The following is a 20,766-nucleotide window of genomic DNA, read 5'->3' on the forward strand; positions in this document are numbered from 1 at the left end:
TAATAATGACACTTGAATTAGACTCGAATGAATTTAAGATTCGATTGAAAGAAGTTAGAAAGATACGAAAGCTGACACAGCAAGAACTCGCTGAAAAAACGGGAATACCCGTAACCTCTATTGCGCATTTTGAGTCGGGCTCACGTAAACCTTCTTTAGAAAATTTTTATAAGCTCATTGTCGTACTTAATATATCAGCCGATTACATTTTAGGACGGAGTGAAGAGATGAGTGCATTAGGTGTTGATCCTATTATGAGCACTTTGCAAAAATTACCTGAGGTTGAGCGAAGAATGATTGAGAAATTTATTGTTTCTTTAGATCATAACTAGAGTCGACCCTGCATATAGAATCTGAAGACTAGAAAATTAAAAAACCACCTAACGTGGTTTTTTTAAGGATCAAAATAGCTTTTTCCTCGTGAAGTACTTTATTTAAAGTAAATTTAAATCTTGGTTTTATAAAATCACCTCTCTAACCTTGCTCCATTATCTAAACGTTCCTATATAAACCACTTTATTTTTTATTACTAACAGAAGATCTATTATTTTTCTGTATTTCATACCAATTGAACACCTCCATATAATCAAAGTAGTTATGCGCTTTTTCACCATCTGACAGCTTAAAAGGTCTTGGAAAATCGGGATTCTTTGCGATCAAAAAGTTTAGTCCCGTCCTCGATAATCCTAATTTTTTTGCTACATCATTAAACTTTAAAGCGAACGGTTCACTTGCTTGAATTACAGTTGATTGTGGTATATTCATTTCCAACATAAGTATTTTTTCAAAAAAAGAAAAAATCATAGCAAACTAAAAAAAATATTTTTCCAACCGTCTCGATTCGTTCAATTTTGCTCAAAAATCAGAATGAAATTCATTTATGCACCACTGAAAAATCTCATCAACATCAAAGTACATCACTGCTTGTCGAGTCTCTCGATCTCTCATGGGTTTTGGAAAATTAGGAAAGGCATTTAGAAGTTTGATGAGTTGCTGACGATTAATTTCTAAAATTTCACATACTAAACTACTTGAACAACGCCATACATTTTCTTCACGAAGTTTGATTAAAGTTGGATTTATGTTCCTATGGGGATTTAGTAAAGGTTTCATAAAGTTATTACACCTATCAAAACCAATTAATATACACACATTAGAAAAATGACATCTTCAACCGTCCTATTTGGCAAAAAAAAAAGCCGAAAATAACGTTTCGGCTTCTAAAATTATAACAAGAACACGCTAATCAAATATTCTTTCGCCGCAGATCGAATCCAAGTGGTCAGCCCAAAATTGCATAATATCCACCCTTTCCCTTAAGTGAGCACCTTTATCATAGGCACCCTTCACACCTGACTTTTGATGAGACAATGCTGATTCAATCACTTGCTCTTTGTCGCTAAAAACATCATTCAAATAGGTACTCGCAATGTGGCGAAATCCATGAGGATCTTGCTTCCCCGCATACCCCATTCGTTTCAATGCTGAATTGAAGGTCACGTCAGATATAAATTTTTCATTTGAATTACTTCTTGATGGAAACAAATATTCATTGCCATCCCCTGAAATCTCTTTTAATCGAAGCAATAATTTAATTGCTTGCTTCGGTAACGGTATCGCATGAGCTATTCTCCTTTTCATAATATCTGCAGGTCTAAGCCATACGCTTGTTTCAAAATCAAATTGATCCCAACGTGCGGCTCTTAACTCACCAGGCCTAGGAAATAGCACTACTAGCAATTCGAGTCCAATACTAGTAGTTTCAGAGCGATAATTACGGATTGCATTAACAAGGTCTGGAAGTTCATCCATTACGACATGTTTCATTGAACCTGCAGTATGATTTGCTAGGCCTTTTCGTACTCTTGCAAGAGGGTTGTAGCTGATTAAATTATCATCAATTGCATAATCATACGCATTACGACAATACGAAATTAATTTTTCAAGACGATTAAATATCCCTTCATTTAATTGTTTTTTTCTGAAAAATTCTTTCCACTCAGACGCAGAAATTTCTTTAGATAGACGTTGACCAAATACTGGCAATATATGCCTTTCTATAGACTGATATTCTTTCTTAAAAGTTTTATCAGTCCATACACCTTTTTTCGTATTCATCCATTTAATCAGTAAATTACCAAACAACATATTCTCTTGTTGTTTCGCCTCCAATAACTTCTCATTTTTAGTTTTTAAAATAATTTCACCATTTTGATATTTAATCGCCAATGATCGTGCTTCTTTGACTGAGATTACGGGGTAACTTCCTAACCCAAGCCATGTCCACTTACCAACTGTACTCTTAAATCTTAACTGCCATGACTTTTTACCTGTTACACCAACTTTTAAATACAGACCTGAAATATCGGAAACTCTGTACTCAGATTCTTGTGCTTTTAACGCTGCATATTGGGTATCTGTGAGTAATTTAGATTTAGCCATAAAATTTTGATTTTCCTAGATTAAACTAGGCTCCTGTATCCTGAGTTCTATTTTTTATACAGGATACAAGCTAGGATACAAATAGGGTGTTTTTATACGAGTACACCTGAGTATTCTTAAGACATTAAAAAACCCTTAACTCTTTTAGAATTAAGGGTTTAAGTATGTATTTTACTATATAAACACATGAATTTGGTGGGCCCAGACAGACTTGAACTGTCGACCAACGGATTATGAGTCCGCTGCTCTAACCAACTGAGCTATAGGCCCTATATAGACTGAATTTGTTATATTTCAACTAGTTCAGGCGCATTGAATACTAGCCAAGATTAGATCAAAAAACAAGTACTTTTCTTGCTGCTTGCACACTTAGCCAGCAACCATTTTTTATTCTTAATAACTGCCCTGTTTAGGATTTAAGACTTCAGTCTAATTTGAGTTAGCAAAGCCCTAATATGACATATATATTTTCTATCTAAAATAAAGAGAGCTACGCTAATTATTCGAATATCAAATCGATAAATTGATCGCTTTTACGTCTCAATATATCCATAATCAATAAAAATACCAACTATTATATATGGAAATATAATCACAGGAAATATTCTTTAAAAATCTATAAAGGCTAAAATTCCGATTCCAATTTCTCGTCTTTACGCAAATCCATATAGATTTCGATTAAAGACCATACAATAACCAGTGCTAAAAGAAGCATTGAGAACATGAAAGCTGTAATATACGTCATAGGTTTCAATCTCAGAGAGAAAATGACCAGAAAATAGAAAAGACACTATTTCTTCTTTTCTTCGACAAAAGTCTAATAACTAAAATTTGTGCTGGATAGTCATTTTTTCATCATTTTAAGACTTATTTTATATAAGATGATATTTCCTAAGGATTATTAAGTATTTATTTATATCTTTCAGGTCTTAAAAAACTATTTAATATACATTTTTAATTTTGGATTTTTTATATTATTAATGAATTTTAATTAAAGCCTATTGACTGTGAATAAGAACAGGAAGAAATTATGCAGTTCATACCGTTAGCTCTTATTTCTTTCTACTTATGCTAAACAAATTTATTGGCGAATCTGCATTTAAACTTGCCGGTTGGCAATATCATGTCGAACCCGATGTACTCGAAGATAAACAGGTCATTGTCGGATTTGAACATACATCCATGATGGATGCAGTTCTATCTTTGGCGCTCTTTAAGATGTATGACATCAAAATTCATACCCTGATCAAGAAAGAACTGTTCAAAGGCCCAATGAAACCAATTCTGGAAGCCATGGGTGGTATCGCGGTCGACCGTAAAGCCAATAAAGATATTGTCAGTATAATGGTTGAACATTTTCAGAATAATGAAAAATTCAATCTGGTGATCGCACCTGAAGCCACCCGTGCCAAAAATGGTGAAGCACGTAAACCGATCCGTACCGGTTTCTGGCATATTGCCAAAGCTGCCAATGTGCCAATTGTGCTGATGTACGCCAATTCCAAGACCAAGCAAGGCGGGATTTTTGGCAAAATCTACCCGACTGATCTCGCGCATGATCTGGCTTTAATCAAGCAGCTCTATAAAGAGAATGTTGGTCTGGATATCATTATCCCGGAATAAACTTTCCATAAAAGGGCTTGAGAATAATGTTTCACCTGCCCTTTTATTATTTAGGCATTTTCTCAGCAAACATTTTCTTAAGTTTTTATTTACATTTATTGCTTTGCCTTTCTATTTTATTGCCTATTTTTTTGGCATTATCATTAAATCTCAAATCCAGACTCTTTTTTCAAAAAAAGAGCTTATGGTAGAATCGGCGCAATTCGATAGGCATACAGCCAATCTACAAGGAGCATATTTCGCATGGCGGGTCATTCCAAGTGGGCCAATATTAAGCATCGTAAAGCAAAACAAGATGCCAGTCGTGGTAAGTTGTTTACCAAGTACATTCGTGAATTAACAACTGCTGCTAAACTCGGTGGCGCTGATGCGGGTAGTAATCCTCGTCTACGTGCTGTTGTAGAAAAAGCATTATCTGTAAACATGACACGTGATGTGATCAATCGCGCGATTCAGCGTGGTGCCGGTGGTGAAGATAACGACGATCTGAAAGAAGTAACCTATGAAGGTTATGGCGTAGGCGGCGTTGCGGTTATTGTTGAAACCATGACAGATAACCTGAACCGTACGGTTCCTGATGTACGTCACTGCTTTACTAAAACTGATGGTAACCTCGGTACCAACGGTTCAGTATCCTTCCTATTCACTAAACGTGGCGAAATTACTTTTGAAGATGTGTCTTTAGAAGATCAAATCATGGAAGTGGCGCTTGAAGCGGGTGCTGAAGACATCGAAGTGGATGAAGATGAAATCCTGGTGATCACTACGCCTGAAAGCTTCGGTACAGTACAAGATGCTTTAGCTGCTGCAGGTTTAAAATCTGATAACGCTGAAGTGGTGATGAGCCCGTCTACCAAAGCTGAAATCACAGATATCGACCAAGCGAAAAAAATCATGAAAATGATCGATATGCTTGAAGACCTAGACGATGTTCAAAACGTTTATACCAACGTTGAATTCTCTGATGAAGTTTTAGCGCAACTCGATGCCTAATCTTCTATGAGATCAAAACGCACCTTCGGGTGCGTTTTTTATATGTGTTAAAAAATGCCTGGAATTTTAAACCTTATTTAAAAGACCACTACAGTTAAAAACATTATATTCCTTGATCACAAAGCTGGAATGCAGTGCTACGACATGCTCGATCTTGCCGATTCGGCTTAATAGAATCTGACTATAATTTTCCATATCACGTGCCACAACTTCGACAATAAAATCCGCAGACTGTCCTGTCACCAGGAAAGCATTAATGACTTCCGGAATATTTTCTAATTCTTCTAAAAATTTGGCAAAAGTATCGCTATCATGCTTGCTTAAGGAAACCTGCAACAGCACATGCAGACTAAAGCCCAATTTTTGATAATTAATCTCGCGCTTCAAGCCACTGATAATATTATGATCGATCAAATGCTTGATCCTGCGGTGTACCGAACTCACAGATAAATTTACTCTCTCCGAGAGTTCATTCAGATTGACATCTTCATGGGTCAAAATTTCAAGAATGTGCTTATCAAAACGATCTAATTCCATCTTTAATCTCTTGCCATTTTATTCAAATACATCATTGTTTTGCTGATAGTATTGATAAATTTTTCATAAATTACCAGTTATTTGAAAAAAAATGCCAGACCCATCTCAATGACCAGTTTTAAACCATGTTTATGGTCATTCGTCGTATAAAACGAATTTTCGATAAACGTCTCTTTTTAAATAAATCATTCTTATTTATCACTAAACTATTTATGAATAAATACTATGACGCTGATAACTGGATTTTCAAAGCATGATTAATCCAACTTAGATTTACACTTGTATAGAAATTGAATAAGAATTGAGCGGTTTATCTAAAACACACAACAAACATAACAAGATAAAAATTCGCAAGGAACGGTTATGGCTTTTAGTATTCTTAGTTCAATTAAAACTAAACTCAGTCCAGTGCTCACGACAGAGATACAAAATACGAGTTTACTTGGTGGTTTATTGGGTGGCAGTCTTTCTGGCATTATTGGTTCTATTACAGGTTCTACCCCCTCTGCCCCTTCCCTGGATTCTCTCTTAAACAGCCTGCTTTCTGGCAAAAGTTTAAATTCCAGTTCCCTCACTGATTTAATTAGCCAATTTACAGGCTCAAATGCTTCTCAACTAGATATCAACAGTTTAATTAGCCAATTAACGAAAGCCAATGGTGGCGGTTTTGACATAGGTTCAATCAGCAATCTGCTTGGCAGTTTAATGGGTGGTAATACATCAACCCTGGATTTAAATGCAGTTATCAAATTGGTCAGCGGATTGATGGGTGGCAGTGCTGGCAATGTAGACCTCGGTAAAATTGCTGAACTGGCTGGCAACTTATTGCAAGGTGGCGACCTTGATCTTACCCAAATCACTCAACTGCTGAGTGGCCTGATTGGAGGTACTGGTGGTCTTGGTGGAACAGACATTGGTGCCATCGTCGGTATCGTCAGTGGTCTCATTCAAGGTGGTGATATTGATATCGCACAAATTGCTGAACTGGTTAGTGGCTTAATTGGTGGTTCTGGCGGACTTGGCGATGTAGATATTGGTCAAATTGCCAATCTAGTCGGTGGTCTCATCAGTGGCAATGCCGCTAGTGATCTCGACATCGGTGCAATTGTTGACTTGATCAGCGGATTGATCGGTGGCTCAACAGGTAGTTTAGATACCAGTTCAGTCAATCTGTTAGCCAGTAACCTAATGAGCAATGCAAGCAGTGACCTTGATATCGGTGCTATTACCAATTTGCTCAGTGGTCTAATCAGCAATTCAGGCAATATCGATACGGGCACCATTGCGCAAACTGTAACGCAAAGCCTGATGCCACTGCTTGCATCGATTGATACAGGTAACTCATCCATTGATATGGAGCAGCTTACCCAAGTTTTACCAACAGTGGTTGGTAGTGTGACTACATTGGTATCTGCAATCAGTTCTGCAGGTTCAGGTAATGTGCCAGACACCATCGCAGATGTACTAAAAGGCATCAATCCACTGTTGAATCTATTAGCGAATAGTGACGTTCTTGATGCTGATCAGGCAGAAATCGTGAATTCTCTTTACGATGTCTTGAATGGCGTACAAGTGGTGCTGGATTTTGTGAATAACCCATTACTGCTCACCTTATCCAGCGACCTCAACAATGTGATTACAGCACTAAAACCAGTGATTGCGCTGATTGATAGCGAAGGTCAATTCTCGGATCTTCTGGATGGTGTTCAGTTTCCTGAAATTGGCGACCTGCTCGGGTCACTCGGTTCTGGCGTGCCAAGCTTAGAGGGTTTAGGTCTGGATGCATTCACGGATAGTCTTGGCAATTTAGTCGGTAATAACTCGTCCCTACAACTGCCTGATCTGAGCGAATTGATTTCCGGCATTAGTAATACTGATACGGCTACGAATATCAGCATTACTGAAATCCTCCCAACCATTAAAGAAACTATTACCAATATCTCAAGTGGTAGTTCCCTGCCGAAGTTTGACTTTAGCTCACTGCTCAGTGGCTTCAGTAAAACAAGTGATATTGATCAAACCAGCCCTTGGAGTTAATTCTAATCTCATAAAAAAAAGCGCTTTATGCGCGTTTTTTTATTTCATTTTTAATTTTATACACCGCGCCAATCAACACGGGCATTGCGCTCATTACGATACATCTTTTGAATATATTGCCCTAATGGCAACTCAGCCAGATGACTTTGATATTCCCGGTATTCATCCGACATCGATTCAAAGCTTTCCCTCTCCCACGGCGTTCCCGGAATAGCCAATAGAGGGGCCAGAATCGAACAAACCGCAATATCGGCCAGAGAGAAACGCGAACCGACGAGATAAGGTCCTTCTTTTTCCATACGGATCTGATTAAGCTGCTCAACCGAATCCTTGATAAATTGTTTGGACTGTTCCAGTGTTTCTTCAGTCAAGGCATAACCCTTGGTCAAAATGGTTTTTAGCAATGGCTTGGAGAATTTTTCAAACTGGCGCAGATAGCCTTTTTCTCCAATCAGAATATCCATCGATTCATGGTCATGCGATAAAGCCTGAGCCAGCATCCAGCGACGCACATGGCGGCCTAATTCCTGGGTGATTTCATCAATATCTAGTGCCTGCTGACGCAAGCTTGCTTCTGCAGGTAGCAGACGGTGTTCAGGATATTGCTCATCCAGATATAGAGCGATTTTGGTCGAATCCGCAATCCACCGTTCCTGATCACGCAGAATCGGTAAACGGTTTTGTCCAGTTTTCAGGCGGGCAAAGGCACGATGGGCACCCGGCATGAGGTTTTGCGCGACATATTCCAGCTCTTTGTAATCCAGCATCCAGCGTGCCTTTTCACAAAAATGAGAAAGTGGAAACTGGTATAAGATGCGCATAAATTCTCCATGCTTGTTTTTAGGTTAGATCGCATTAAAACCATCTAATTTAGTCGGATACTTTAGTCACCCCAGACTGGAAATACAATGAACTTTTTATTCAAAATAAAGATGTTGCTTATTCAACACGGCGATGAGTATTTTTATACATTTTTTTGTCTTGATTATCTATAAAGCAGATATGCACTGCTTTAAAAACATCTATTAAAATTAAGAAATTATTCAAAATCTATTTAATTTTAATCAGTTACTATATTCCAAATTTATAAGAATCTAGCAGTTTTTATCTTAAAGAGCTTTTTTTATAAGCTTTGCAAAAGCAATTGCTTAATTACATAAAGCTTTCGCTGTAACGTTTTGGCATCGATTTAGGATGTCATTATGTCTCGTTTAACTTCTGAAAAAGTTCATATCATCGAAAATGATCTCGACGCGATTAATGCTGCTTATCAGGTTGCAGACTTTGCCCTGGAAGGCCGTAATCAGCGTGATCAGCAACGTCTATTACCTTTTGCTGAGATTGACCTGTTCAGCCAGAAAGGCCTGGGCGGCATGCGTATTCCGAAACAGTACGGCGGTGCATTTGTTGCCAATAAAACCCTGGCTCATGTATTCCGGATTATTAATAAGGCTGACTCAAGTGTCGGGCAAATTCCGCAGAACCAGATCGCATTACTCAACATGATCGAGATCATGGGCACAGAAGAACAAAAACAGTTTATTTATAACGGAATTCTAAAAGGTAAGCGTCTGGCGAATGGCGGTCCAGAGCGCAATACCAAAGATACCAAGACGCTTGCCACCACTTTAACATTTGAAAATGGCCGCTATTTTGTGGATGGCGAGAAATTCTATTCAACTGGTAGTAGCTTCGCGCACTGGTTAGCGATTAAAGCGATTCATCCAGAAGGCCATGTAGTACTAACCATTGTCGACCGCAATGCTGAAGGTGTGGAAGTGATCGACAATTGGAATGGCTTTGGTCAACGCACGACTTCGAGTGGTACCGTCAAACTTCAGCATGTCGAAGTTGATCCGCTATTGATTTTTGATGAGCGTCTGTTAGGAAATCAACCAAGCTACCGCGGTGCCTATTCCCAATTGATGCAGGTCGCGATTGATGTCGGCATTGCCGAAGCTGCTTTTGCCGATACGCTGACTGCCGTACAAAAAGCACGTCCAATTGTCGATGCTCAAGTCGAAAAAGCCAGCTTAGAACATTATACCCTGCAGGAAGTTGGCAAATCTTCTGTGCTGCTCGATGCCGCGATTTTGCTGCTGGATGAAGCCGCTGAATATCTGGATGAACTGGATCAGCTGGAATCTGTGACTGATGAGCAGGCAGCCAAAGCCTCAATTCTAGTGGCTGAAGCCAAGGTCTATGCCAACGATGCTGCGCTACATATCTCGGAAAAATTACTGGAATTGGGTGGAAGTCGCTCCAGCCTCAGTCAGCACAATCTGGATCAGCATTGGCGTAATGCCCGTGTGCATACCTTGCATGACCCGATCCGCTGGAAGCTGCATGCACTTGGGGATTATTACCTAAATCATAAACTCCCTGCCCGCCACGCCTGGATTTAAGGATATTTGCCATGACTTCATTTCAAAACATTAGTCCATTGCAGTCAGAACAGCTGGCACATGCGCACATCATCAAATCTGATGAAGAAGCACTAGAAATTGCCCATAATCTGGCAGAGCAGTTCAAGATTAATTCAGTACAACGTGATGCTGAACGTATTCTGCCTTTCGAAGAAATCGAGGCTTATAGCCAGTCCGGACTCTGGGCGATTACTGTACCTAAAGAATATGGTGGTGCAGAAGTGTCTAGCTATACGGTGGCACAAGTCATTGCCCTAATGAGCGGTGTGGATGGATCAATCGGTCAGATTCCGCAAAACCATTTCTATGGTCTGGAAATCCTGCGCAATAACGGCACGGAGGAACAAAAACAGAAACTCTATGCCGAAGTCTTAAAAGGTGCTCGTTTTGGTAATGCCCTAGCTGAATTCAAGACCAAGACTGCTGCACAGCGCCAAACTGCGATTCGCAAAACCGAGCAAGGTTATGTCATTAACGGCGAAAAATTCTATTGCACCGGCAGCCTGTTTGCGCACCGCATTCCGACACTGGTCGTGGATGAAAGCGAGCAGCAATTCTTGGCCTTTGTCCCACGTGACAGTGAAGGTCTCACCTTGATTGATGACTGGAGCGGTTTTGGCCAGCGTACCACTGGCAGCGGCACGGTGAAATTCGACAACGTGCAGGTGCTTGAGGAAGATGTGGTACGTTTTGATACGGCCTATTCCCGCCCAACCATTTCCGGTCCTTTCGCACAATTGCTACATGCCTCCATTGAAACCGGCATTGCCCGTGCTGCATTTGAGGAAACCTTGGACCGTGTACGTCAGGCGCGTCCGTGGATTGATTCTGGTGTGGACAAGGCCACCGATGATCCGCTGACCAAACTTGAACTGGGCCGTGTGGTAGCTGATGTGCGTGCTTCTGAAGTGTTACTCAAACAGGCCGCACGTTCTGTTGATGCCGCCAAGGTTGCTCCGACTGAGGTCAGTGTTGCCAAAGCCTCTCTAGATGTAGCCAAAGTGCGTGCACACAGTTCTGAAACCGCATTAAAAGCATCATCGAAGCTGATTGAACTGGCTGGCAGTCGTGGTAGCCAGCGCGAAGATGGCTTAGACCGCTTCTGGCGTAATGCCCGCGTGCATACCCTGCATGATGCTTCACGATGGAAATACTATTTTATCGCCAATTATTTGCTGAATGGTGTTCTGCCTCCACGCCGGGGGACATTGTAATGACAAAGACTACAACAAACTCGAAAACTAAAAAAATCCTGCTGAACGCTTTTGATATGAACTGCGTGGGTCATATCAATCATGGCTTGTGGGCTCATCCGCGGGATGAATCACACCGTTTTAATGAACTGAGCTACTGGACTGATCTGGCGAAAACGCTGGAAAAAGGTCTGTTTGACGGCCTGTTCATTGCCGACATTACCGGAGTCTATGATGTCTATCAGAACGGCATTGACCTGACTCTAAGAGAATCCATTCAGTTACCCAGCCATGACCCAAGCACGTTGGTATCTGCCATGGCAGCAGTCACTGAGAATCTCGGTTTTGGTGTCACGGTGAATCTCAGCTATGAGTCACCGTACCAGTTCGCCCGTCGTTTTGCCAGTCTGGATCACCTGACCCATGGCCGTATCGGCTGGAATATTGTCACCGGTTATCTGGACAGTGCACAACGTCTGATTGGCGAAAATGGCCTGAAAGACCATGACCTGCGCTATGAACAGGCCGAGGAGTTTTTACAGCTGTGCTACAAATTCTGGGAAGACTCCTGGGAAGATAATGCAGTTTTAAAAGATAAGCAAAATCGAATTTTTACTGATCCCACCAAGGTTCATCAGATCAATCATCAGGGCCAGTTCTACCGCAGCCAAGGTGTATTCCAGGTTTCCCCTTCTGTTCAGCGTACACCTGTATTGTTCCAAGCCGGTGCTTCTCCACGTGGCATGGCTTTTGCCACTCAGCATGCAGAAGGCATGTTTATTGGTGGTGATCACCCGGACAAGATCAAGAAACAGGTCGATCAGATCCGTCGTCAAGCGGTTGAACAAGGTCGTGATCCTGAAGCGATCAAGATTTTTGTCGGCATTACCGTGGTCACTGCAGCAACGGATGAAATAGCACAGCAAAAGCTGGATGAATATCGCGCCTATGCCAGCCCTGAAGCAGGTCTTGCACATTATTCCAGCTCAGTTGGCATTGACCTGTCCAAATTTGCTGATGATGAACCGATCCCGTACAAGAAAACCAATAGTATCGCAACGGTCAATCAAAAATTTAAAGAGCAGCAGATCACGCCAAATGACCTAAAAGCTCAGCATGTGTTAGGTGGGCGTTATCCACTAATTGTTGGCAGCGGTGCCACGATAGCAGAAAAACTGATTCAGCTGATTGATGAAACCGGTATTGATGGCTTCAACCTGACTCGCACGGTTGCACCTGAATCGCATCAGGATTTTATCCAATTAGTGATTCCTGAATTACAGCAGCGCGGACGCTATAAAACTGAATATGAACAAGGCAGTTTCAGACACAAGCTGTTTCAGCAAGGAGACCGCTTACCTAGTGCGCATCCAGTGCAGCAATTCCGATGTCAAAGCTCCGCCTCAACAGCGAACACGAACCTAAAGCAAAAACAATCAGCATAAATTTATTTTGAGGTGCAACATGGCACAAACCGTTAAAACAAAATTCACCGTTATTGGGGTGATTATTGCCGCCGTCATTATCGGACTAGTGGTGTGGAACCAGCAAAAGAAATCTGGTTCGGATGAACTGGTGATTGGGATCAGCCCATCTTTTGCTAAACCTTTACAGGTGGCAGCAATTGAGGCCAAACAACAAGGTGTAAATGTCAAACTGGTCGAGTTCTCGGACTGGAATACTCCAAACATTACCCTGAATCATGGCGATATTGATGCTAACTTTTTCCAGCATCAGCCATTTTTGGACAATGCTAAAAAAGAAACTGATTTCAAGATCAAAGCCTTTGCTAAAGGCGCAGCCACACATGTGGGCCTGTATTCCAAGAAAATTAACAGTCTGGATAAGCTAAAAGACGGCGCGAAAGTTGTGGTGCCAAACGATCCAGTCAACCAAGGCCGTGCTCTATTGTTATTACAACAGGCTAAACTGGTGACTTTAAAAGATCCGAATAACCATCTTTCCAGCCTGAAAGATATTGCAGTGAATCCGAAAAATCTGCAATTCGTTGAGGTTGAAGGTCCGCAAACTGCACGAGCCATTGATGATGTTGATTTAGCATTTGGCTATCCACACTACCTACGTCTGGCTAAAACAGCTGATCCAGAACAAGCGTTGTTATTTGACTCTAACAAAGACAACCGTTATGCGATCCTATTTGCGGTACGTGAGAACTATCAGGATAAAAATGACAAGCTGAAAAAATTTGTGGAAATCTATCAGAACTCACCTCGCGTGAAGGAAGCCCTAGATGCTGACTTTGGTGCGAAGCTCTGGTTCCCAGGTTGGAAATAAGGTGTAGTTATGACACAAGTAAATTCGTCAAATTCGAATGCAAAGAAGTGGATCATTGGCGGCGTCATCCTGGCGCTCATTCTTGGTCTGGCGGCTTACCGTTGGACCAAGGGTCAGCAGCAGGAAGATGTACTGACCATTGGCATTAGCCTACCTTATGCAGACTTATTGCAAAGTGTGGCTGATGAACTGAAACCGCAAGGTATTAATGTGAAACTGGTTGAATTTTCCGACTGGCATGCACCCAATGTCGCGGTACAAAATGATGATATTGATGCCAACTTTTTTCAGCAAAGTGTGTACTTAAGAAATGCCATTCGCGAAACCAACTTCAATCTACATAGCTTCGCGCCCGGTACGGGTAGTCACGTCGGTTTATATTCCAAAAAATATAAATCGCTGGATGAACTACCTCACAACGCCCGTGTGGTGATTCCAAATGATCCGGTGAATCTGGCACGTGCCTTGATCCTTCTTAACCGTACAAAACTGATTGAACTGAAAGATATCAACAATGAATTATCAACCGTTAAGGACATCAAGAATAATCCTAAACAGTTACAGTTTATTGAAGTTGAAGGCCCGCAAACAGCGCATGCCTTGAATGAAGCTGATCTGATCTTTGGTTATCCGCATTATCTAAAACTGGCTAAAGCGGCTGATCCGCATGATGCTCTGTTCCTGGATCCAATCGACAAAAAATACGCCATTTTGTTTGTGACACGCAAAGACTACGAAGATAAAAATCAGAAACTGGCGACTTTTGTAAAAGCCTTCCAGAGCTCTGCAAAAGTCAAAGCAATTCTGGATCAGGATTTTGGTACTGGCATGTGGTTTGAAGGCTGGAAATAAGGAGAATACTATGGTGAGTTTTGGTTCTCAGGTGGCGTTTTCCGTCCCGCATATCAAAATCCGCAACCTGAACAAATACTATGAGGTACAAGGCAAATCGGTACATGCCTTAAAGGACATCAATCTGGATATTCCTGAAGGAAAGATCTTCGGGATTATCGGAAAAAGTGGCGCGGGGAAATCTTCGCTGCTACGTACTTTGAATGGTCTGGAACAGATCAGTGAAGGTCATATCCATATCCATCAGCAGGATTTGGCTGGCTTAACCCATGCTGAACTGATCCAGTTACGTCAGCGCATTGGCATGATCTTCCAGCACTTCAACCTGATGTCTGCCAAAACCGTATGGGAAAATGTGGCATTACCTTTAAAAGTCGCGAATTATAAAAAATCAGACATTGATGCGCGTGTAAACGAAGTGCTGCAACTGGTCGGCTTAAGCGATAAGGCTCAGAACTACCCTTCTCAGCTATCCGGTGGCCAAAAACAGCGTGTCGGTATTGCCCGCGCGCTGGTGCATCACCCGGAAATTCTACTCTGTGATGAAGCCACTTCTGCACTGGATCCGGAAAGCACTTCCGTGGTGTTATCACTGTTAAAAGAAATCAATCAGAAACTTGGTATTACCATTGTGCTGATCACCCATGAAATGCAAGTGATCCGTGAAATTTGCGATCAAGTCGTCGTGATTGAGAAAGGTGAAATTGTCGAATCCGGTGAAGTCTGGTCTGTATTCTCTAACCCACAGCAACAGATCACCCAGGAACTGCTGAATCTGGAACAACTGGAATTACCATTTGCGATTAGTCCTGAAGTCACAGCTGATACCACGCATAGCATTATCAAACTGCGCTATGCCTCTAGTGTTCAGCATTCACCAGATTTGAAAGTGATTTTCGAACAGTTCGAGCATCCGGTGCATCTCTATCAAAGTCATATCGACAGCATCCAGAATCATCTGGTCGGTAGCCTGATTGTCGCAGTTGCCGATCTAAATCTGGATACTGACTTACTTCAGCAAAAACTAAAACAACACATTGCACAGATTGAGGTGATTGGCTATGCACGACCAACTCATTGATTTATTACTAACAGGAACCACCGATACCCTCATCATGGTTGGTGTATCCGCAATCGTTGCCTTTCTGATTGGTTTACCGATGGCAGTAGTACTGGTCAGTACATCTGAACACGGGATCTATCCATCCAAACCCATTAATCAGGCTCTGGGCTGGATTGTAAATATTACCCGTTCGGTGCCTTTCCTGATTTTAATGGTCGCTTTAATTCCCCTTACCCGCTGGATTGTAGGCACCAGCTATGGCGTCTGGGCAGCAGTTGTACCTTTAACGTTGGCCGCGACTCCTTTCTTTGCGCGTATTGCTGAAGTGAGTTTACGTGAAGTCGATCAGGGTCTGATTGAAGCGGCTCAAGCGATTGGCTGTAACCGTAAGCAAATTATCTGGCATGTGCTGTTGCCTGAAGCTTTACCGGGGATTGTGGCAGGCTTTACCGTCACTTTAGTCACTATGATTAACTCATCAGCCATTGCCGGTGCGATTGGTGCCGGTGGTCTGGGCGATATTGCCTACCGTTATGGCTATCAGCGTTTTGATATGCAGATCATGCTGGCGGTGATTGTAGTGCTGGTGATTCTGGTCATGCTGGTGCAGGCCACTGGTGACACCCTGTCAAATCAGCTCGACAAGCGTAAAATCTAAAAACATCTATTTCATAAGTTTTCAACAAAGCACCTAGCCATGACCTGACTTTGTCATGGCTTTCATGTAAAATCACTGGCAATTTTTATATAACGCTTTGTGAGTTATTTCATGGGTTTTAATTGTGGTATTGTAGGCCTGCCTAACGTCGGTAAATCTACGCTTTTCAATGCATTAACTAAAGCTGCAATTGCTGCGGAAAACTTCCCATTCTGTACGATTGAACCAAACACCGGTATTGTGCCTGTGCCTGATCCACGCCTGGACAAACTTGCTGAAATCGTAAATCCACAACGCGTGGTACCAACTACCATGGAATTCGTGGACATCGCAGGTCTGGTTGCTGGTGCATCTAAAGGTGAAGGTCTGGGTAACCAGTTCCTTGCAAACATCCGTGAAACTGATGCAATTGCTCATGTTGTCCGTTGTTTCGAAGATGAAAACGTGATTCACGTCAACGGCAAAATTGATCCGCTTGATGACATCGCAACCATTAACACTGAACTTGCTCTGGCTGACCTTGAAACTGTGACTAAAGCAGTGACTCGTCTGGCGAAGTCTGCAAAAGGTGGCGATAAAGAAGCTGTAGCCACTAAAGCCGTTCTTGAAAAAATCCTACCTTTGCTTGATGAAGGCAAACCTGCCCGTGCAGCAAATCTGGATGATGACGAACGTAAACTGGTACGTGGCTTTGGTCTGTTAACGCTTAAACCAACGATGTACATCGCTAACGTGGCAGAAGACGGTTTTGAAAATAACCCGCACCTCGATGCGGTACGTGAACTGGCAGCTGCTGAAAATGCAATCGTGGTTCCGCTTTGCAACCAGATCGAAGCTGAAATTTCATTGCTTGAAGATGAAGACCGTGCTGAGTTCCTGGAAGCAATGGGTATGGAAGAGCCAGGTCTGAACGTGGTGATCCGCGCAGGTTATTCACTGCTTGGCCTACAAACTTACTTCACTGCCGGTGTACAGGAAGTTCGCGCCTGGACGGTTAAAGTCGGCGCTACTGCGCCTCAAGCAGCGGGTGTCATTCACACTGACTTCGAAAAAGGCTTCATCCGTGCAGAATGTATTGCTTATGATGATTTTGTACAGTATAACGGCGAAGCTGGCGCTAAAGAAGCAGGTAAATGGCGTCTAGAGGGTAAAACTTATATCGTTCAGGACGGTGACGTTCTGCACTTCCGTTTCAACGTATAAGTTGAAGCCAAAGAAAAGCCCCAAATCTGGGGCTTTTTTGTTACTAAATTTGGCTTCTTGCTATTCTCATACGCATCTTTACATCCTATTTATAAAAATCTCTTCCCATAACATAAATGATAATAATTCTCATTGTATTTAATATAGCTCAAGCGTATTTTAAAATTTAGTCGAAAATTCCACTCACTCAATCACGCTTAAGGACAATTAAAAATGAGCTATACCCTTCCCGAACTCCCTTATGCTTATGATGCATTGGAACCGCATATTGATGCTAAAACCATGGAAATCCACCATGCCAAGCACCATCAAACTTATATCAACAACATCAATGCAGGTATTGAAGGCACAGAATGGGAAGATCTTTCTGTAGAAGAACTGGTGAGCAAAGCCAATCAGGTACCTGAAGATTTGAAAAATAATGTGATTAATAATGGCGGCGGTCATGCAAACCATTCCCTGTTCTGGACAGTAATGAGTCCAAGTGGAGGTGGCAATCCTGAAGGTGAAATTGCACAGGCGATCGACAAGGAGCTTGGCGGCTTTGAAGCCTTTAAAGAAGCTTTTACCAAGGCAGCCCTGACCCGTTTTGGTAGCGGATGGGCCTGGCTCAGCGTGGCACCTGATCAAACCATTATCATAGAAAGCAGCGCCAATCAGGACTCACCACTCATGCATGGCAATACCCCGATTCTAGGTCTGGATGTCTGGGAACATGCCTACTACTTGAAATACCAGAACCGTCGTCCTGAATATATTGCCGCTTTCTTTAATGTTGTGAACTGGAAGGAAGTGAATCGCCGTTATCTAGAAGCACTTTCAACATAAATGAATACAGTAGGACGAAATCTCATGTCTTGGCACTCTTTACGTTTGCTCTGTGGTCTCAGTATTCTTTTGGGCGGAGCAGTGTTGTATCTAGAACGTCTGTTCATGTTGCTTTAAGACATGATCGTCTACTGTATGGGAAGCCTTATTCTGAGGCTTCTTTTAATTTTTGCTGTTTAAATTTTCTATAGGGAGATGGATTTAAAATTTAAGAACGCAATTCACAGACATTGACGCTATCAAAGCCATTGGTACATGGTGCCACTTCACACGCATGAGAAGCTTGTACTCCACTTACTAAAATAGTACTTAGACTTATCGCTAAAAACAATTTATTTAACATTTAAAATGACTCCAAAAATTAACTTTTATCTCTAAATCGCTTGATTATGAGTCAATTATAGGACTTTTTTAATGATTCAGGGCAATCTTTCTTAATTTTAATTATTGTTTATTTATATAAATAGAATCGTTTTTTATAACAAAAAAGCGGAACCGAAGTCCCGCCTGAAGATTATAAAACCCGATTAAGACTGTTCAGCTACTGCATTACCTTTCTGCTTTGGATCAGTATTTCCCAGTTCAGGATGAGCAATAGCTCCCTGACATTGCTGTTTATCACGCTCATAGTCGGCCTGTTTCTGTGCCACGCTACTGCTATTTTCAACGGTGCTACGTGCCCAGATTTCCAGACTGGTTAACGCCTTGCGACATAAGGCATATTTTCCTTCCGTCACTGAGTCAGTCATTTTCACATTAATGCGCCAGTCAGTACTCAATTTACGGGCCGGTTGACGTACCTGAGCATCTATCTGTTCCATTTCCTTGTTATAAACCAGCGGATCGACTTCATTCATGAATTGCCATGCAGCATTGGCATAAGTGGTCGCATCATTAGAGAGTTTAGGTGCCGCTTTAATTTCGGCTTTTGGCGCTTGACTGTCATTTCCACAAGCTTGAAGAAATAAGGTGCTGCCGATTAAAACACCGACCAGCATTGCACGTGTCTTGAACATCAACATATCAGAATCGCCAGTTAAACATTTCGGCACTATGCTAGTAAATTCGCGTACAATACACAATCTTGATTTAATCCCTGTTTTAACTCTCTCCCTCAAGGTGTTTTGTGTCTGACCACAATCCAGTAGCGATGCAACCTGCCGGTTTCTGGCAAGGTGCCAAAGATAGCCAGGCCATTATATTTACTTACCTTCCGGTCTCCTTTGCCTTTGGCGTTTCTGCCACCCAGTTCGGCTTTACTGCCTGGGAAGCCTTATTTCTGTCCTGCTCCATGTATGCCGGTGCCAGTCAGTTTTTAGTTGTAGCGTTACTTGGTAGCGGTACTTCGATCTGGATGACTGCCTTGACCGTGATTGCCTTGGACATTCGTCATCTTTTATACGGCCCAGCTTTACAAAACCTGATTCAAGATCGTTTAAACCTGAAGAAAACCGCAGTCTGGGCTTGGGGTCTTACTGATGAAGTCTTTGCTTCAGGTATGATCAAGCTGTCACAACGGCGTCAGGAATGGTCAGAATCATGGATGTTAGGTCTAAGTCTGTTTAGCTGGCTGTCTTGGGCGACAGGTTCATTTTTAGGTGGATTATTTGCTGATCAGGTCAGTAATTTGCCACAATTCTTGCAGGCGGCTTTAGATTTCCTGCTACCTGCCCTGTTCTTAAGTTTCTTATTGGCAGCCTTTGAAAAGAAACACACCTTTGTGGTGACCATCACGATTATTGTCTCAGCAGTTGCCTGTTATTTTATCGATCTGTCCGCTGCGATCTTTATCGGCATCAGTTCCGGCATTTTGGCCGGCCTGTTCAAGCACTATGTGCTGAAAAAACCAGATCCTGAATATGCAGGAGATCAATCATGAATCTTGAAATTATCTTGGTCGGAATTATTGTCGGGATTGCCAATTTTGCCTCACGTTTTGGCCCTTTCTATGTAATTCAAAAATTTCAGCAGGGTTCGCAAAAACGTGGTGCGCTATGGCTGAAAATTGCTTTGGGTTCAATTGGGATTGCTGCTATCAGTTCCATGCTGGTTGTGGCGACCTTACCGCCCTTATTGGAAACGCCAGATAAAAGCTTTGCCATGCTGATCGGTTTTATTGTACTCGCTGGACTGTATTTCAAGTTTAAGAAAATTGTCATGGCGACCTTAACTGCAGCTTTAACTTATGGCCTGATCTATACCTATATCTCTGTACCTTTTTAAGCCTTTTAGAAAATTAAAAATCTCATTCAAGACTTATGCTAAATTAATTGCATAAGTCTTTTTTATATAAGAAAAAAAGTAAGGAAAATATTGGCATGTTCGAGCCAAAGCAAATAATTGAAGGTAAAATATTTATTCATTATCGACGTGATGAGATGTTAGCTATTTTTAGCCAATATGAATTACCCGGCTGCTATTTTGAATGCCTTATTAATACACAGAATTTTACTGGTCATTTTGTAGAAGTGGTTGCTGACCCGCAGATCATATCTGTATCATTTATATTCAGAAGCATGGCAAAAATAAAATCATTGCCCTCTACAATCAGACTCAACAGGTAATCCATCTGCATCCCAAACAAATCATTTTTAGCCGATGGAGCCTGCTACATAA

20 protein-coding genes and 1 tRNA gene are annotated in these 20,766 nt (G+C 41.8%); 15 read left to right on the top strand and 6 right to left on the bottom strand.

The genetic code is table 11. The annotated features are described in order from the left end of the window. The first annotated feature begins 5 nt into the window (after positions 1-5). A complete protein-coding gene (locus O4M77_RS08995; RefSeq protein WP_086044662.1) occupies positions 6-332 on the top strand; it encodes a helix-turn-helix domain-containing protein in 327 nt (108 codons plus the stop codon). A gap of 523 nt (positions 333-855) precedes the next feature. On the opposite strand, the gene O4M77_RS09000 is transcribed toward O4M77_RS08995, so the two are convergent. The 3 genes from O4M77_RS09000 to O4M77_RS09010 form a co-directional block, all read right to left on the bottom strand. After that, the gene (locus tag O4M77_RS09000) at positions 856-1,113 is read right to left on the bottom strand and encodes a hypothetical protein (RefSeq protein WP_082180566.1); all 258 of its coding nucleotides are present in this window, start codon (positions 1,111-1,113) and stop codon (positions 856-858) included. Positions 1,114-1,242: 129 nt separating this feature from the next. Further along, the gene (locus O4M77_RS09005) at positions 1,243-2,442 is read right to left on the bottom strand and encodes a tyrosine-type recombinase/integrase (RefSeq protein WP_071851760.1); all 1,200 of its coding nucleotides are present in this window, start codon (positions 2,440-2,442) and stop codon (positions 1,243-1,245) included. A gap of 193 nt (positions 2,443-2,635) precedes the next feature. Next, positions 2,636-2,712, bottom strand: a tRNA-Ile gene (locus O4M77_RS09010). 798 nt (positions 2,713-3,510) lie between these two features. On the opposite strand from O4M77_RS09010, the gene O4M77_RS09015 reads away from it, so the two are divergent. Continuing rightward, positions 3,511-4,065, top strand: a complete 555-nt coding sequence (locus O4M77_RS09015; RefSeq protein ID WP_180002176.1) for a 1-acyl-sn-glycerol-3-phosphate acyltransferase — start codon at positions 3,511-3,513, stop codon at positions 4,063-4,065. 243 nt (positions 4,066-4,308) lie between these two features. After that, a complete protein-coding gene (locus O4M77_RS09020; RefSeq protein WP_004784089.1) occupies positions 4,309-5,058 on the top strand; it encodes a YebC/PmpR family DNA-binding transcriptional regulator in 750 nt (249 codons plus the stop codon). A gap of 66 nt (positions 5,059-5,124) precedes the next feature. On the opposite strand, the gene O4M77_RS09025 is transcribed toward O4M77_RS09020, so the two are convergent. Further along, positions 5,125-5,595 (bottom strand): Lrp/AsnC family transcriptional regulator, encoded by a 471-nt coding sequence (locus O4M77_RS09025; protein ID WP_004784091.1) that lies wholly within the window; start codon positions 5,593-5,595, stop codon positions 5,125-5,127. Positions 5,596-5,958: 363 nt separating this feature from the next. Here O4M77_RS09025 and O4M77_RS09030 point away from each other — a divergent pair, with 363 nt between their 5' ends. After that, positions 5,959-7,632: a hypothetical protein gene (locus tag O4M77_RS09030; protein WP_323713366.1), complete on the top strand. Its 1,674-nt coding sequence runs from the start codon at positions 5,959-5,961 to the stop codon at positions 7,630-7,632. Positions 7,633-7,688: 56 nt separating this feature from the next. On the opposite strand, the gene O4M77_RS09035 is transcribed toward O4M77_RS09030, so the two are convergent. Continuing rightward, positions 7,689-8,453: a glutathione S-transferase family protein gene (locus O4M77_RS09035; protein ID WP_166136146.1), complete on the bottom strand. Its 765-nt coding sequence runs from the start codon at positions 8,451-8,453 to the stop codon at positions 7,689-7,691. Between the two features lie 381 nt (positions 8,454-8,834). On the opposite strand from O4M77_RS09035, the gene O4M77_RS09040 reads away from it, so the two are divergent. The 9 genes from O4M77_RS09040 (at position 8,835) to O4M77_RS09080 (ending at position 18,150) form a co-directional block, all read left to right on the top strand. Further along, the gene (locus O4M77_RS09040; RefSeq protein WP_323713367.1) at positions 8,835-10,037 is read left to right on the top strand and encodes an SfnB family sulfur acquisition oxidoreductase; all 1,203 of its coding nucleotides are present in this window, start codon (positions 8,835-8,837) and stop codon (positions 10,035-10,037) included. Positions 10,038-10,048: 11 nt separating this feature from the next. Continuing rightward, positions 10,049-11,272: an SfnB family sulfur acquisition oxidoreductase gene (locus O4M77_RS09045; protein WP_179993085.1), complete on the top strand. Its 1,224-nt coding sequence runs from the start codon at positions 10,049-10,051 to the stop codon at positions 11,270-11,272. Next, positions 11,272-12,696: an LLM class flavin-dependent oxidoreductase gene (locus O4M77_RS09050; protein WP_323713368.1), complete on the top strand. Its 1,425-nt coding sequence runs from the start codon at positions 11,272-11,274 to the stop codon at positions 12,694-12,696. The genes O4M77_RS09045 and O4M77_RS09050 overlap by 1 nt, the downstream gene beginning before the upstream one ends. A gap of 19 nt (positions 12,697-12,715) precedes the next feature. Continuing rightward, complete coding sequence (locus O4M77_RS09055; protein ID WP_323713369.1) at positions 12,716-13,546, top strand: MetQ/NlpA family ABC transporter substrate-binding protein; 831 nt, start codon at positions 12,716-12,718, stop codon at positions 13,544-13,546. A 9-nt stretch (positions 13,547-13,555) separates the two neighbouring features. Then, complete coding sequence (locus O4M77_RS09060) at positions 13,556-14,398, top strand: MetQ/NlpA family ABC transporter substrate-binding protein (RefSeq protein ID WP_323713370.1); 843 nt, start codon at positions 13,556-13,558, stop codon at positions 14,396-14,398. 10 nt (positions 14,399-14,408) lie between these two features. Beyond that, positions 14,409-15,479 carry a methionine ABC transporter ATP-binding protein gene (locus O4M77_RS09065; protein WP_323713371.1) on the top strand — a complete coding sequence of 357 codons (1,071 nt, stop codon included), beginning with the start codon at positions 14,409-14,411 and terminating at the stop codon, positions 15,477-15,479. Then, complete coding sequence (locus tag O4M77_RS09070; protein ID WP_159123258.1) at positions 15,460-16,119, top strand: methionine ABC transporter permease; 660 nt, start codon at positions 15,460-15,462, stop codon at positions 16,117-16,119. The genes O4M77_RS09065 and O4M77_RS09070 overlap by 20 nt, the downstream gene beginning before the upstream one ends. 111 nt (positions 16,120-16,230) lie before the next feature. Further along, a complete protein-coding gene (gene ychF / locus O4M77_RS09075; RefSeq protein ID WP_323713372.1) occupies positions 16,231-17,322 on the top strand; it encodes a redox-regulated ATPase YchF in 1,092 nt (363 codons plus the stop codon). Positions 17,323-17,535: 213 nt separating this feature from the next. After that, the gene (locus O4M77_RS09080; protein ID WP_179993079.1) at positions 17,536-18,150 is read left to right on the top strand and encodes a superoxide dismutase; all 615 of its coding nucleotides are present in this window, start codon (positions 17,536-17,538) and stop codon (positions 18,148-18,150) included. 527 nt (positions 18,151-18,677) lie between these two features. Here O4M77_RS09080 and O4M77_RS09085 read toward each other — a convergent pair. Continuing rightward, the gene (locus O4M77_RS09085) at positions 18,678-19,172 is read right to left on the bottom strand and encodes a hypothetical protein (RefSeq protein WP_159123256.1); all 495 of its coding nucleotides are present in this window, start codon (positions 19,170-19,172) and stop codon (positions 18,678-18,680) included. A 128-nt stretch (positions 19,173-19,300) separates the two neighbouring features. On the opposite strand from O4M77_RS09085, the gene O4M77_RS09090 reads away from it, so the two are divergent. Together O4M77_RS09090 and ygaH are read left to right on the top strand one after the other, a co-directional pair. Then, positions 19,301-20,029, top strand: coding sequence for an AzlC family ABC transporter permease (locus tag O4M77_RS09090; protein WP_171505577.1), 729 nt, complete (start codon positions 19,301-19,303; stop codon positions 20,027-20,029). After that, complete coding sequence (gene ygaH, locus O4M77_RS09095) at positions 20,026-20,373, top strand: L-valine transporter subunit YgaH (protein WP_159123254.1); 348 nt, start codon at positions 20,026-20,028, stop codon at positions 20,371-20,373. The genes O4M77_RS09090 and ygaH overlap by 4 nt, the downstream gene beginning before the upstream one ends. Positions 20,374-20,766 lie beyond the last annotated feature (393 nt).

Origin of the sequence: Acinetobacter sp. YWS30-1, from assembly GCF_033558715.1 — a bacterium.
Lineage (GTDB): Bacteria > Pseudomonadota > Gammaproteobacteria > Pseudomonadales > Moraxellaceae > Acinetobacter.